Source organism: Actinophytocola sp. (genome assembly GCF_050699935.1).
GTDB lineage: Bacteria > Actinomycetota > Actinomycetes > Mycobacteriales > Pseudonocardiaceae > Actinophytocola.
Genome location: NZ_JBOHGB010000176.1, coordinates 1 through 13,927 on the forward strand (window position 1 = coordinate 1; position 13,927 = coordinate 13,927).

Sequence of the window (13,927 nt, forward strand, 5' to 3'; positions counted from 1 at the left end):
GGCCCGCCGGCGGTGCCCGGCGGCGCGTCGTCGACCTCGGGCGTCGGTGGTGGCGCGCCACCGTTCATCCCGCCGGTGGGTGCCGGCCTCGGCGGTACCGGCGCCGGCGGCGGCCGTGGTGGGGGACCGGGTTCCGGTGCGGTACGGCGCCCGGGCGGCCGTGGCCGCCCCGCGGGCCCACCGCCCGGCCTGCCGGCGGCACTGAGCGGCAAGGCGGGACGGAAGGATCCGCACGGGTTCACCCCGCGGGTCCGCCAGCCCGCGGTCGAGTCGGACGTCCCGAGCACGGTGCAGCTCATCGACGAGGACCTGTGGCAGGTGGCGGAGAAGACCCCCGACCCGGTGGTCGCAGCCGACCCACCACCAACCCGCACCCCCCACCCCCGCCGCTGACCCCACCCAGCACCGGCCCCGGGCCCCCTCCCCGGGGCCGGTGCCCCTCACCCCGCGAGTCCAACACTCCGAACCCGCGAGTCCAACACTCCGGACCCGCGAGTCCGACGCTTCGGACCCGCGAGTCCCAACGTTGCGGACTCTCGCGGGTCCAACGGCGAGGCCCGCGAGTCGCATCGTCCGACCCGTGGGCCCAGCTCGCCCGATCCACCGACGGCCGATCTACCGACCGCCGATCTACCGACGCATGGCCGCGTCGTGGCTGAGCCCGCTGCCCAGCGGAATCCGAGCCACCAAACCAGCGGGCATCCGCACCGGCTCGATCCCCCCGTACCCCAACACGTCGAGCACCTTGTCCTCGGCGAGCGGGTAGCTGATCCCCAGGTCCGTCACCACCATCAGCGTCCCCCGAGGCGCGTCCTCGCTCGGCATCGACTCCACCACCACCGCATGCCCCGCCGGCACGCTCACCCGATCCGCCAACGCCGTCCCACCCTCGGTCCGCCGCGATGTCGCGGTCAGCGGATCGATCTTCGGCATCACCGGCTCCATCGTCACCGCCGGCACGAACCCGTCCGGCGAGAACGTCAGGCACACCGTCGCGTCGTCCGACCCGCCGAAGAACTCCGGCCGCTCGCTCGGCGGGTCGGCGGCGCGCGGCGGCGCGACCGTCGCCAGGTTCGCGCTGCCCGCGTCGGACAGGTCCAGCGGCAGTCCAACCGGCTTGGCGTCCGGGTAGGCGGCCGCCGTGGGTGCGAACGCGCGCTGGAGGTCGTACTGCAGCTCGGTGATCGGCCGGAGCTGCTTCGGCTCGACCAGGTAGTGCTGCACCCCGCCGGACGTCGTCCCGACGTAGAGCTGGCCGACGCGCAGATCCGACCGTCCGGCGATCGCGGAGGACGGCTCGCCCGCGCCGGGCACCGGGATCGGCCGCAGCGGCGGGCCCGCCGGCAGCGACTCGACGACCGCGGGGCTCACCGGCAGCGCCGGCGTCGGCCGCAGCGCCACCGACACCGTCGTGCGGTCGCGCGCGGCGATCCGGTGGCGATATCCGTTGTGTACCAAGAAGGTCTCGTCGCCGACGGTCAGCAGCACCGCGCGCTCGCCCAGCCGCCGCCCGGACGCCGGCTGTTGCCCCACCATCAGCACCGACCGCGGCACCACCGCGCCGGTCGGGTCGGGCAGCGGCTGCGAGCACATCGTCCAGCCGCCGCTCATCAGTTGATCCTTGCCGGGCAACGCGTCCGGCGCGTCCGGGATGCCGATCCGCGGCCCGCGCGGCACGCCAATCAGCGAGTCGCGCGACACCGTCACCGTCTCCGCGTTGGCGTTGACGGCGAGCAGCGCCGAGGTGTAGTTCGCGACCGGGTGCAGCCGCTCGGCGAGGTAGACGTAGCGGGTGCCGGTCTCCTTCTCGACCACCACCGACTTACCGTCGCGCCACGAGTCGTTGCCGCCCGGCACGATGATGCCGTAGACGCCGACCGCGGCGAGCGCGATCACGGCCAGCGCCAGCCCGCCGAACGCCGCGTTGCTCGGCCGGCGGAACGGCGGCTGCTCCGGGTCGGTCTCCCTCGTCACGAGCGCGGAAACGGTGCGCTGAACCAGGAACTGGTAGGCGTGGAGCTGATCGCGTTTGGACGCCACGTCAGCCTCCCAACCCGCGCACGTACCCGTAGAGCCCGAGCACCGAGCACAGCACCGGCAGGATCGCCAGCATCACGAGCACCTCCACGATCTCCGCGTACCGGCCGAGGTACGGGCTCGGCTTGCGGGTGCTGTGCAGCAGCCCGAGCAGCGCCACCACAGCGCCGGCGAGCAGCAGGACCGGCCCGGTCATCGCGAGCAGGCCGGCGCGGTCGGCCATCATCGGGTCGACCACCAGGCACACCGCGCCGGCCACACCGGCGCCGAGCATCACCAGTCGATGCCGGACGATCGGGTACAGCCGGGCCCGCAGCAGGAACCCGGCGGTGAGCAGGCCGACGAGGATCGTCCCGGCGGTGCTGTCGCTGCGGATCAGCAGCCACTGGCACGCGGTCGCGACGGCCGCGAGGCCGCCGACCATCCCGGACAGCAGGCCGTCCGCCCGCAGCACGGCCGCGTAGACGAGCCGGCGCGGCGGTTGCGGGTCGTCGCGCAGCAGGTCGGCGGCACCGCGGGGGAGCACCGGCATCGGCACCCGGGACAGCCGCAGCGACAGCGGCGCGAACGTCGGCGAGAAGGCGAGCCCGAGGCCCGCGACGATGCCCGCGGCCTCGTAGCCCTCCAGCGAGTCCCAGGTGGCGAGCCACCCGCCGAGGACGCCGAGCAGGCCGATCGCGCCGCCGCCGACGAACACCGCCGCCCGGTCCACGACGCCGAACAGCCCGACCATCGACGCGAGCAGCAGCGCGGCACAGGCCGCGAGCAGGTGCGGCGCGCCGAGTTCGGTGAACCAGCGGTCGCCGGCCAGGACCAGCCCGCCACCGGCGAACGCGAACGGCAGCGCGGTCATTGCCGTGATCGCACCCGCGCCGGCGTCCCCGGTGGTCCTTGCCAGCAGCACGCCGGCCGCCAGCAGCAGCGCGGCCGCGCCGAGTGCCCACCCACCCGGCCCGGGCCACGGCGGCCCGGCTCGCAGCACCGCGACCAGGCACAGCACGGTGGCCAGCGCGGCCAGCGCGAGGCCCGTCGCCCGGGTGTGTCGCGGCCCCCAGGTGGTGCCGAGCCGGGACGAGCCGGTGGCGATCGCGTCGACGAGATCGTCGTACTCGAGCTCCGGCCAGTCGGTGTGCGCCTGGGTCAGGTGCAGTACCTCACCGTCCCGCACCCGGTGCGCGGCGAGCGTGCGGGCGGGCTCGAGCACGGTGCCGTCCGCACGGCGCAGCACCCAGCCGCCCGCGGTGGCGCCGGCGTCCGCGAGGTCCTCGCCGGCGTGCCCGAGCAGGGCGGGCAGGAGTTCGGCGAGCGGGGAGCGTTCGGGCAGGGCCAGGTCGATCCGCCGGGCCGGTGCCGCGACCGTGACCCGGACCAGGCCAGTGGTGTTCATGTCAGCTCCGTTTCCGCGACCGGCGGCAGCAACATGCCGACGGGTCCACCGGTTCCGGTGGGCGCATTTACCATGACTGGGCGGCCCCGACCAGGGAACGGGGTCGGCAGCTAGCGGACACGGAGGTGGAGTTGGTGGCGGCGCTCGTCCTGCCGGTCGGCCGGCCGGCCGTGGCTGTTCGCGATGGGGTCGTGGCGGGTCGCCACCCGGAGCGTGTCCGCTGATGGCCGTGTCGTTCGCGGAGCTGACGCGCCTGGGCGACGGTCCGGTCGCGACTGTCTACTCCGGACAGCGCGACGGCGTGCCGGTGGCGTACAAGGTGTTCCCGAAGCGCTTCGACAAGAAGACGATGGCGGCGTTCACCAAGGAGCAGGCGGTGCTGTCGAGCCTGCGCCGAGTGGGCTCGATCCTGCCGGTGGACGCGGTCGAGGAGCTGCCCGGCGGCGAGCCCGCGCTGCGGATGGAGCTGTGCGCCCACTCGCTGGCGTCCGTGGTGGACCGCCAGGGCCCGCTACCGGCCGCCGAGGTGGTGGCGTCGGGTCGCGCGATCGCGACGGCTTTGGCCGCGGCGCACGAGTCCGGCATCGTCCACGGTGGAATGTCGCCCCACAACGTGTTGTTCCGTCCCTCCGGCGCTCCCGCGCTGGCCGACTTCGGCACTACCCTCCGGCAGGCCCTGGCGAGGGACCCGCTGCACGCGATCGAGTTCCTGCCGCCGGAGACCCTGCGCACCGGGGTCCTGAACGAGAGCACGGACCTGTACGGCCTGGGCGCCCTCCTGCACTACGCGCTCGCCGGCCGGACCCCGCACCCGGGCCGGCTGGGTGAGCAGCCAGGCGAACGCGTGCTGCGCATTCTGGGTGAGCCGGTCCCCGCCATCAATGCGCAGGGCGTGCCGGTGGCCCTGACCACCCTGGTGGCGCGCCTGCTGGCCACCGACCCGGCCCGCCGCCCATCCGACGCCGCGCAGGTGGTCACCCAGCTGACGAGCCTGCAACCCACCCCGCCCGCCAAGAAGGACGAGGACTTCGACGACTTCGCCTCGGCGGCCGCGACCCCCGCGCCACCTCCCGTCCCGGCGCCGCACGCCCCGCCCCCACCCCACGACGAGTTCGACGACTTCGACGCCCCACCCCGCATCCCGGCGATCGCGCCCCACCCCGCGTCACCAGCGCGGCCACGCCACCCCGCGCCGAACACACAACCCCCGCCGCCCCCGATGACCGTGCCCGCACCACCTCCGGCCGACGTGGGTGCCCCTCCGGCCCACCCGGCTCCGCCGTCCCCGTCCTGGGCCGGCCCGGCGCGGATGGCTCCCGAACCGCACGCCACGCCACCACGGTCCACAATGGACTCATTGCCCACGTGGGCGACGCCGCCACCGGGGGAGCCGGCTTCGTGGTCGGCGGTGCGGGAGCTGCCCGCGGATGGCGGTCAGGTGGATGCGCTGACCGGTGGGCCGCTGGATGCCGCGGAGCCGGTGGCCGGCGTTTCGGCGCCGTGGCTCGGACAGGGACACGGGCAGGGACAGGGACACGGGCAGGGACAGGGACACGGGCAGGGACAGGGACAGGGATTCGGGCAGGGACACGGGCAGGGGCACGGGCACGGGCAGGGGCACGGGCAGGGGCACGGGCAGGGGCACGGGCACGGGCACAGGCAGGGGCAGGGGCAGGGTTCCTACTGGCCGGCGGACGAGGCGCCGCGGCCGCCCGTCGAGGAGGACGACTTTCCGCGGGGGAGCGGGGGACCGCCCGGCCGCGACGTGTTCGGGAACGGCTCGCGCCCGGGTGGCGTTCCGCCGGGCGGCCGCGGGTCGCGTGGTGGTCTGCCCTCGGTGCGGGTTCGGGCCGGGGTCGCCGGGGGGACTCTCGTCGGGGTTCTCGCGCTCGTACTCATGCTGATTCTGCGCAGCGAGCCGGACGAGCTCGACTCCAGCGAGCGGGCGCCGGCGGACGCCGGGGTGACGATCGGCGACGTGCGGATCGTGCTTGCGCAGCCCGTCGACAAGACCGACCACGTCGAGCTCACCTGGCGCAGCACGCGGGAGCTCGACTTCGCCGTCGTCGTCGCCGAGAAGGGCAAGCCGGCGCAGTTCTTCCTGGCCGAGCGCAAGAACTCCATGACCGTCGAGGTCGAGCCCGGACGCGAGTACTGCTTCATGATCCAGGGCACCGACGCCGAACGGGTCTACGAGAGCGAACCCGTACCTGTCCGGGGGGCGACGTGCCGCAAGTGAGGTCTCGGCCCGCCGCGGGACGTCGAACCACGACCGCTCACGACCCGGACGAGCGCAGGTGGCGCTCGACGAGGGCGCCGAAGTGGACCGGCTCGGGTGCGCAGGCCCTAGCTCTCCCGGTCGTAGGTCACCAGGACCCGGTCGCGGCCGAGGATGGCCTCGATGCCGATGCTCGTGCCGTCGGCCGACGCACTGAGCACCGACAGGCCGTCGAAGACCGTGCGTGACTCGCCTGTGCGGACGTGGACCAGTTCCAGGCCGGCCAGCGACTTGCCGGGTATCAGGGCCAGGTTGCCGACGAGGCCGGCGCGTTCCAGACCGGTGATCCGGTTGTCGATCCGCCAGAGCTCCTCGCCGGTGTACAGGTCGCGACCGACGAGGTCGGCGAAGGCACCCCGTTTCGGGTCGGACTCCGAGACGACCAGGACGTCGCCGAACAGCGTGCCCTGCTCGTAGTAGGTCGCGGTGCTGTTGGGCAGGTCGACCGACCAGTTCTCCTCGCCGGTCCGCTCGTCCAGCGCGATCAACCGGTTCCGGAGCACCTTGCCGCCCTCCTCGAGACGGGTCGCGCGCACCACCACGATGTCGAAGCCGGTGCCGATGACCTGGCCGGCGAAGTCCTCGTGCGCGTAGTCCCAGAGCGGGGCGCCGTCGTCGGCGGCGAACGCGTAGAGCCGCCGGTCCTCGGGGGTGTAGATGTCGCGCTCGTCGACGGCCAGCTGCCACGCGCTCGTCGGGTCCGTGCCGGCGGCGCCGAACACGACGACGCCGCCGGCCTGGTAGCCGTACGTGACCGATCGGGGCAGCTCCACGTCTCTGGTCCACAGCGGCTCGCCCCTGGTCGGGTCGATCATCGACAGCGTCGCGGTCGGGTCGGCCCGCTCCTCCCGGCGCAGCAGCGCGACCGTGCGCTGGGCGACGGTCACCGCGGTGCCGGTGCCCGCCACCGGCTCGTCCGCGCCGAAGGTCGTGCAGTTGCGGACCTGGCCGTCCTCGATGCCGACGGCGACCGCGGTCGCCCGCGAGCCGTCCGGGTGCTGGACCAGCACCATGCCACCGCCGACCTGGGTGGCGCCGTAACCGGTGCCGTTCTGCTCGAACGCCCACACCTGTTCGCCGGTCCGCGCGTCGAGCGCGCCGACGAGGCCGGAGCTCGACTGCTGGACCACCGTGCCGCCGACGGCGAGCCTCGGCGACTCCGGCTCGGGCACGGCCACTCGCTGGGGCCCGAACGGAGCTCCCGGCTCGGTGAGGATCCGCGCTTGGTCCGGCTCGGCCAGCGCGTCGAGCTGGGTGGCGGCGGGCAGCCGGTCGGTCTGGGTGAGCGCCGCCGTGCAGGGGTCGGCGTCGGCGGTCCAGGGCCGCCACACGAGCAGCCCGGCGACCAGTACGGCCGCCAACGCGGCCCCCGCGATGACCAAGTGAACTCGACGCACGCCGACCCCCTCCGGTGATCCAACCGGGCGTCAGACTAAACCGTACTGTCCGTTCGCACGGTGAGTTCGGCCAGGCCACGCCGGGCGCCGTGGCTCGTCGCGAGAAATCGTCCGGGCGTGTCCGTCCGGCCGTGTCCCGTTCGTGGCCATGGCATGCGGCGACCCTGCCGAGGAGCTGGCCGGCGAGCCACGGTTGCGCGGCCATCACCGTTACCCGGCCGAGCTCGTTGCGCTGTCGGCTGATCCGGCCGTGCGCAACGGAATCAGCAGGCCCCGGGCGGCCGGTCACCGTACGTCGCCGATGCGCTCGAGCACCCGCCGGCTGAGCACCACGTCGTGCCGCAGCCGCCTGAGCTCGGCCGCGTCGACCGCGACGCCCTGCCGTTGGGCCACCCGCGACAGGCAAGCCCAGTGCGCGGCCGCCATGTCCTCCCGCGAGCCGCCTTCGTCCGGCTCGTCCGGGCCGACCACCATGCGCGCGGTCTCCCGCATGTCGTCCGCCGACGCCGCGGCCCAGCCCTGTGTCGTGCCCCAACCTCGGTCGTCCAGCAGCGGCACGCGGCCTCCGTCGGCGAGCTCCGCCTCGTGCCGCGCCGACACCGAGACGGTGTCCGCCAGCTCGTCGTCGACGTCCACAAAGGTCACTAGACGTGTCACGGCGGTCATGGGGGCACTCCTGGATTCGTTCGGGCGCAGGTGTCACGACGCGCCGAGGGTCGCCAGCAGCCGGCGGGTGTCTCGCGCGTAGTCAGCGTAGGAGACGCCGCTGCGCCGTACCACGTCGACGAAGCGCTTCTCCAGCAGCGTTCGGCAGCGGTCGACCAGGTCGGCGCCGGCCGGGGTGAGGCGTAGCCGCTTGCGGTTCCCACCGCTCGGATCCTGGTGCACGTCCAGCAGTCCGGCGGTGGCCAGCACGCCCGTCATCCGGCTCGCCGACGGCTCGGAGATGCCCAGCTCCTCCGCCACCGCGCGCTGTGTCACGACTTTCGGGCTCTCGGCGCTCAGCAGGTGCACGCTCAGCAGCGTCCGGAACCGGCGATACGACAGTCCGTGCTCGGTTCGCAGGATGCGGTCGGCCGCCCGGTCCAGGCGGGCGGTCAGCGTGTGCAGCTCGAAGCTCAGGGTCTCTGGCACACGTTACTTTACCATGCTAACTTAGCATTCTAAGTTATTTGGATGGAGGTGTTTCCGCGATGCACACGGCCACGCTCCTCGTTCATGTCGTCGCCGGGGTCGCCGGTCTCCTGATCGGCCCGCTGGCCATGCGCCAGGACGCGCGACGCTTCGCCGCCGGCCACCGCACCAGCGGCCGGTACACCGCCGCCTATGTCGTGGTGGTGCTCCTCGTGTGCGTTTCCGGCAGCGCGCTGGTGTGGCTGGACCGCACCGATCTGTGGTGGCTGGTGCCGGTGTCCGCCGCGACGTTCGCGTTGGCCGTGCTCGCCAGAGAGTCGGCCCGCCGGCGGTTCCGCGGCTGGACCCATGGCTACGTCCACGGACTCGGCGGCTCCTACATCGCCCAGGTCACCGCGCTGGTCGTGGTCGCGCTGGTGGTCGACGGCCCGGTCGGCGGCGGTGCGCAGCTGATCCCCTGGCTGGCCCCCACCGCCGTCGGCACCGTGCTCATCGAGGTATGGCGTCGCCGGCTGTTCGTCCCCGTACCGCGGGTGAACCGGCCGGTGGTCACGTGACGTTGACCTCCCGTTCGCGGAACGCCAGCAGGCCGCCGACGGCCAGGACCGCGGCCAGGACCGTGAGCAGCATCAGCGGGGTCATGCTCAGGTCGTCGGCGGGCAGCCGGGGGATGTGGCCGTACGGGGAGAGGTTGTTCGTCCACTCCGGGAACTGGAGGATCTGGCCGAGGTAGCTGACGACGAACCCGTACAGCGGGACGATCCAGGCCAGCGTCGCCGCGCGCGGTACGAGTCCGAAGAGGACGATCGTGACGCCGGCGGTGACCCACAGGGCGGGCAGGTAGGCGAGCGCCGCGCCGAGCAGGGTGAGCACCATGCCACTGTCCGACATGGACGATGCACCGGACAGCCCCAACCCGAGCCCGGCGGCGACCATCATCACCGTCGAGCCGATCATGACCACGACGAGGTGGCTGCCGAGCCAGCCGAGCCGGGACAGCGGGGTGGCGAGCACGGGCTCGGCGCGGCCGGCGTTCTCCTCGGCTCGCGGGCGCAGCGAGGCCATCACCACGTACACCGACGCGATGATCGCCGTGTTCACCAGGACGATGGACGCGAACGACTCCGCCACGCTGGTGCCGCCGATCTCGGCGAGGGCGTCCTCGAACGCCTCGATGCCGGCGAGCATGTCCTCCGCCTCGCCGAGGATCGAGCCGTACGAGGAGCCGAGCAGGAACATCGCGATGCCGAAGCCGACCATCATCCCGCGGTGCAGGCGTAGCGCGAACCCGATCGGCCGAACCAGCGCCGCCGACGCGGCTGCCGGGCCGGGCCTCGGCTGGCGCAGCCCGGCGCCGACGTCGCGGCGGATGCTGAGCGCGAACGCGGTCACGACCAGGGCGGCGGTCAATGCGAGCGCGAGCAGCAGCGGCCACCACCGGTTCTCCAGGAACACCCAGGTCGCCTGGGCCCAGCCGATCGGCGACAGCCACGACAACACGCTGTCGCCCACGTCTCCCGCGGCCCGCAGCACGTAGGCGACGCCGATGACCGCCAGCGCGAGGCCGGACGCGCCACGGGAGTGCTCGGTGATCTGGACGGTCACCGCGGCCACGCCGGCGAAGACCATGCCGGCGGCGGCGTGCGCGGCGCCGTACAGCAGCGCGCCGGACCAGGTGATGCCCGCCATGCCGAGCCCGCCGAGGCCGAGTGTCATCAGCAGGGCCAGCACGACGTTGGTCGCGGCGGCCACGGTGAGCGCGGCGGTGAGGTGGGCATGGCGGCCGACGACGTTGGCCCGGACCAGCTCGGCGCGGCCGGTCTCCTCCTCGGCGCGGGTGTGCCGGACCACCAGCAGCACGCTCATCAGGCCGACCATGATCGCCGTGAAGCCGAGCATCTGGTGGCTCATCATCGAGCCGAAGTGGTAGTTCTCCAGGTAGTGGCTCGGGCCGGTCATCGCGAGCGCCGCCGGTGAGCTCATGGTCTCGGCGACCTGCTGCCGGTTCAGGTCGGCGCCGTAGAGGTCGCGGAAGCTCGTGGCCGTGCCCACCGTGGTGAGGGTCAGCGCGGCGAGCCACACCGGGATGCGCACCCGGTCGCGCCGCAGGATGAACCGGACGAGCGAGCCGATGCCGGTGAGCGTCCCGCCCGCGGCGGGCGCGCCGACGGACACCGGCGCGGTGGTGGTGGTCATCGACGGCTCCCGTTCGTGGCCTGGGCGAGGTCCTCGCCGTAGTGGCGCATGAACAGCTGCTCGAGCGTCGGCGGCTGGCTGACCAGTGCGCGGATGCCGAGGCTGTGCAGGTAGCCGATCGCGGCGTCCAGGTGCTCGGTGTCCACGCCGAACCGCACCTGGCCGTCGCGGGCCTCCACGTCGTGCACGCCGGCCAGGCCGGTGAGCCGGTCGGCCGGCCGGGTGGTCTCGGCGGTGACCGTGGTGCGGGTCAGGTGCCGCAGCTCGGACAGGGAGCCGGACTCCACGATGTGGCCTAGCCGGATGATCGAGACCCGGTCGCACAGGGCCTCGACCTGGGCGAGGATGTGGCTGGACAGCAGCAGCGTCCGGCCGGCGTCCTTCAGCTCCCGGACGTACTCGGCGAAGATCGACTCCATCAGCGGGTCGAGCCCGGCGGTCGGCTCGTCCAGGATCAGCAGCTCGACGTCGGAAGCGAGCGCGGCCACGATGGCGACCTTCTGCCGGTTCCCCTTGGAGTAGGTGCGTCCCTTCTTGGTGGGGTCCAGGTCGAACCGCTCGCACAGCTCGTTGCGCCGGCTCCGGTCGAACCCGCCACGCAGCCGGCCGAACAGGTCGATGGCCTCGCCCCCGGTGAGGTTGGGCCACAGGTTCACGTCGCCGGCGACGTAGCTCAGGCGCCGGTGCAGCGCGACCGCGTCGCGCCACGGGTCGCCGCCGAGCACCGTCGCCGTGCCCGCGTCGGACCGCAGCAGCCCGAGCAGGACGCGGATGGTGGTCGACTTCCCGGCCCCGTTGGGCCCGAGAAACCCGTGGACCTCCCCGGTCCGGACGGTCAGCTCGAGCTGGTCGAGAGCTTTGACGGCACCGAACGACTTGTCCAACCCCGTCACGGAGATGGCGGTGTCGGGCCCGGTGGAAGGCCCGGTCGAAGGTTCGGTGGAAGGCGAAGTGGGCATGCTGTGTCCTCGGTGCGGGGCGCCCGGACCCGCCGGACGCGTGGCTGGATATGCGAGCCGCCACCCGAGATCGACACGGGTGGCCGGCGCAGATGTAGCGAGAAGGCGGGGACGCGCTACCGCGCCGGCGGATCGGAGTCCGCCCGCCGAGCACCCGCGAGCGACGACGACAGGCGACCGAGCGAGCACAGGGCGATACCCCTGGTCGCTGTGCTCGACTCCGCGCACGTCATAACTTCACAAAGTACTGGAAGTTCAGAAAAATGTGACGTAAGGAAACCGTATAAATCGCCGGCACCGCGGCCCTGCTCACCGTGCGACGAGACGTCACATAGCCGGCGACCACACCGCCCGGCGCGGGAGAATGGCGAACCGTGACAGTCCCCGAAGGACTCGCAGCGGGTCCGATCTACCTCGACTACAACGCCACCACGCCCGTCGACCCCGCGGTCACGGAGGCGATGTCGCCGTTGTTCACCAACGCGTTCGGCAACCCGTCCAGCGACCACCACTACGGGGCGGCGCCCCGCGCGGCGCTGGACCGTGCGCGCGAACAGGTCGCCGCCGTGATCGGGGCGACCGGCGGCCGGATCGTGTTCACCGGGTCCGGTTCCGAGGCCGACAACCTCGCCATCCGGGGCGCCGTGCTGGCCTCGGGCGCCGACCGGCCGCACGTGATCACCCAGCGCACCGAGCATCCCGCCGTGCTGGCGGCCTGTGCGGCCTTGCACCGCTGGCACGGTGCCGACGTGACCTACCTGCCCGTCGACGGCGACGGGTTGGTCGACCCCGGCGAGCTGGCCGCGGCGTTCACCCCGCGAACCGTGCTGGTGTCGATCATGGCGGCGAACAACGAGACCGGCGCGCGGCAACCCGTCGCCGACCTCGCCCGCGTCACCCGCGAGCACGGCGCGGTGTTCCACTGCGACGCCGCCCAGACGATCGGGAAGGTTCCGTTCGACGTCACCGCGCTCGGCGTGGACCTGCTGACCGTGGTGGGGCACAAGATGTACGCGCCCAAGGGCATCGCCGCCCTGTACGTCCGCTCCGGTGTGCGGCTCGAACCCCTGGTGTACGGCGGCGGACAGGAACACGGGCTGCGGGCGGGCACCGAGAACGTCGCGCTCGCCGTCGCCCTCGGCGCCGCCGCCCGGCTGGCCGCCGACGACCTCGCCCGCGGCGGGCAGCACCGCCTCCAGCGGCTGCGTGACCGCCTCCACGAGCGGCTCGCCGACTCCTTGCCGCGCCGGGTGCTCCGCAACGGCCCGGCCGACGCGCGCCTGCCGAACACGCTCAACGTCAGCATCACCGGCGCGGCCGGCCACGCCGTGCTCGCCGCGACACCGGGAGTCGCCGCGTCCACCGGCTCGGCCTGCCACAGCGGGACCCACGAGCCGTCCCCGGTGCTGACGGCGATGGGACTGAGCGCCGAGCGGAGCCTGTCCGCCGTGCGGCTGTCGCTGGGCCGCTGGACCACCGAGGCCGAGGTCGACAGCGCCGCGGCCCAACTCGTCACCGCCACCGGTGAATCCGGACCGTAGCTGTCCGGGGTTCTGCGTCATGTTGCGGTCGTGCCACCCGGTGCGACGACGGTCTATGTCGGCGGGCAGAACGCCGTCGGCGGTGCCGGCAGGCTCGTCGGCGGTGACGACGCCGTCGCGCAGACCCCGCAGGTGATGACGAACCTGAACGTCGCCGTGGCCGCAGCCGGTGCGAGCGTCCACGACCTGGTGATGATGACGATCCTCGCGGTCGGCGGCGCCCTGAGCGGTGACGCCCTGAGCGGTCGCCCGACGCGGCGCGTGAGCATGGTAGCCAACCTACCGAACGTGCAGTAGGTTAGGACGACCGGCGGTCGCCGGGCCACGACGCGGACCAACGGAACCAGGACGGTTGCCTTGGATTGCAACACTTCCGAAAGATGTGGGCATGGCCGGTAGTGACCGACGCCAGGAGATCGTCGACCAGGCGGCGCAGCTGTTCTACGAGCACGGCTACGCCAACGTCGGCATGCGCATGATCGCCGACGTGATCGGCGTCCGCAACGCGAGCCTGTACTACCACTTTCCGTCCAAAGAGGACCTCCTGTTCCAGATCTGCCTCCACGAGACCCGCGACTTCGTCGACGCGCAGCGGCCGCTCCTGGAAGGTCCGGCGGACCCCGGCAGGCAGGTCAAGGCGTTCTTCTACCACCACATCCACCGTGCCTGGCACGAGCGCGTCAAGATCGTCGTCACCGAGCGGGAGCTTCGCGAGCTCAGCGAGGAGCACCAGCGGGCGGTGTCCGAGCACACCGTCGGCTACCGCACGATGTTGGAGGACTACCTCACCCGACTGGACGCCGCGACACCACCGCCGACCACCGACGGCAAGATCGTCCTGCTCGCCACGGTCAGCATGGCCAACAGCGTCAACAAGTGGTTCGCGCCGGACGGGCCGCTGCGCATCGAGCAGGTCGCCGACCGCGTCAGCACGCTCGCGGCGGACACGGTGCTGCGGGCGTGGCGGCTCGGTAGTGTGCCGGCGGCCCGGGTCGCGC

At 73.0% G+C, this 13,927-nt stretch carries 12 protein-coding genes and 1 pseudogene; 6 read left to right on the forward strand and 7 right to left on the reverse strand.

Going from position 1 to position 13,927, the window contains the following annotated elements:
* A pseudogene (locus ACRDTB_RS33470) lies at positions 1-393 on the forward strand (hypothetical protein); the annotation flags it as partial.
* Between the two features lie 237 nt (positions 394-630).
* Here ACRDTB_RS33470 and eccB read toward each other — a convergent pair.
* Entirely contained in the window at positions 631-2,040 is a 1,410-nt protein-coding gene (gene eccB, locus ACRDTB_RS33475) for a type VII secretion protein EccB (RefSeq protein WP_431436221.1), read from the reverse strand.
* 1 nt (position 2,041) lies between these two features.
* Positions 2,042-3,424 (reverse strand): type VII secretion integral membrane protein EccD, encoded by a 1,383-nt coding sequence (gene eccD / locus ACRDTB_RS33480; RefSeq protein WP_431436222.1) that lies wholly within the window; start codon positions 3,422-3,424, stop codon positions 2,042-2,044.
* 223 nt (positions 3,425-3,647) lie between these two features.
* On the opposite strand from eccD, the gene ACRDTB_RS33485 reads away from it, so the two are divergent.
* Entirely contained in the window at positions 3,648-5,663 is a 2,016-nt protein-coding gene (locus ACRDTB_RS33485; RefSeq protein WP_431436223.1) for a serine/threonine protein kinase, read from the forward strand.
* Positions 5,664-5,770: 107 nt separating this feature from the next.
* On the opposite strand, the gene ACRDTB_RS33490 is transcribed toward ACRDTB_RS33485, so the two are convergent.
* From ACRDTB_RS33490 to ACRDTB_RS33500, 3 genes are all read right to left on the reverse strand, one after another.
* On the reverse strand, positions 5,771-7,099 hold the full coding sequence (locus tag ACRDTB_RS33490; protein WP_431436224.1) for a PQQ-binding-like beta-propeller repeat protein: 1,329 nt from the start codon (positions 7,097-7,099) through the stop codon (positions 5,771-5,773).
* 285 nt (positions 7,100-7,384) lie between these two features.
* A complete protein-coding gene (locus ACRDTB_RS33495) occupies positions 7,385-7,765 on the reverse strand; it encodes a hypothetical protein (RefSeq protein WP_431436225.1) in 381 nt (126 codons plus the stop codon).
* A gap of 33 nt (positions 7,766-7,798) precedes the next feature.
* Positions 7,799-8,233 (reverse strand): MarR family winged helix-turn-helix transcriptional regulator, encoded by a 435-nt coding sequence (locus tag ACRDTB_RS33500; RefSeq protein ID WP_431436226.1) that lies wholly within the window; start codon positions 8,231-8,233, stop codon positions 7,799-7,801.
* Between the two features lie 59 nt (positions 8,234-8,292).
* On the opposite strand from ACRDTB_RS33500, the gene ACRDTB_RS33505 reads away from it, so the two are divergent.
* Entirely contained in the window at positions 8,293-8,790 is a 498-nt protein-coding gene (locus ACRDTB_RS33505; RefSeq protein WP_431436227.1) for a hypothetical protein, read from the forward strand.
* On the opposite strand, the gene ACRDTB_RS33510 is transcribed toward ACRDTB_RS33505, so the two are convergent.
* A complete protein-coding gene (locus ACRDTB_RS33510) occupies positions 8,783-10,429 on the reverse strand; it encodes an ABC transporter permease (RefSeq protein WP_431436228.1) in 1,647 nt (548 codons plus the stop codon). The two genes, ACRDTB_RS33505 and ACRDTB_RS33510, sit on opposite strands and share 8 nt — an antisense overlap.
* On the reverse strand, positions 10,426-11,388 hold the full coding sequence (locus ACRDTB_RS33515) for an ATP-binding cassette domain-containing protein (RefSeq protein ID WP_431436229.1): 963 nt from the start codon (positions 11,386-11,388) through the stop codon (positions 10,426-10,428). The genes ACRDTB_RS33510 and ACRDTB_RS33515 overlap by 4 nt, the downstream gene beginning before the upstream one ends.
* A gap of 374 nt (positions 11,389-11,762) precedes the next feature.
* Between ACRDTB_RS33515 and ACRDTB_RS33520 the strand changes: the two genes are divergently transcribed.
* The 3 genes from ACRDTB_RS33520 to ACRDTB_RS33530 all read left to right on the forward strand — a co-directional run.
* Positions 11,763-12,929 carry a cysteine desulfurase family protein gene (locus ACRDTB_RS33520; RefSeq protein WP_431436230.1) on the forward strand — a complete coding sequence of 389 codons (1,167 nt, stop codon included), beginning with the start codon at positions 11,763-11,765 and terminating at the stop codon, positions 12,927-12,929.
* A gap of 30 nt (positions 12,930-12,959) precedes the next feature.
* Positions 12,960-13,226, forward strand: coding sequence for a Rid family hydrolase (locus ACRDTB_RS33525; protein ID WP_431436231.1), 267 nt, complete (start codon positions 12,960-12,962; stop codon positions 13,224-13,226).
* Between the two features lie 91 nt (positions 13,227-13,317).
* On the forward strand, positions 13,318-13,927 hold a 610-nt coding region (locus tag ACRDTB_RS33530; protein ID WP_431436232.1), incomplete at its 3' end, for a TetR/AcrR family transcriptional regulator.

Excerpts from the sequence above, each read along its gene's own strand:
- eccD (WP_431436222.1), bottom strand. The coding sequence starts at position 3,424 with ATGAACACCACTGGCCTGGTCCGGGTCACGGTCGCGGCACCGGCCCGG.
- ACRDTB_RS33485 (WP_431436223.1), top strand. The coding sequence starts at position 3,648 with ATGGCCGTGTCGTTCGCGGAGCTGACGCGCCTGGGCGACGGTCCGGTC.
- ACRDTB_RS33495 (WP_431436225.1), bottom strand. The coding sequence starts at position 7,765 with ATGACCGCCGTGACACGTCTAGTGACCTTTGTGGACGTCGACGACGAG.
- ACRDTB_RS33505 (WP_431436227.1), top strand. The coding sequence starts at position 8,293 with ATGCACACGGCCACGCTCCTCGTTCATGTCGTCGCCGGGGTCGCCGGT.
- ACRDTB_RS33510 (WP_431436228.1), bottom strand. The coding sequence starts at position 10,429 with ATGACCACCACCACCGCGCCGGTGTCCGTCGGCGCGCCCGCCGCGGGC.
- ACRDTB_RS33515 (WP_431436229.1), bottom strand. The coding sequence starts at position 11,388 with ATGCCCACTTCGCCTTCCACCGAACCTTCGACCGGGCCTTCCACCGGG.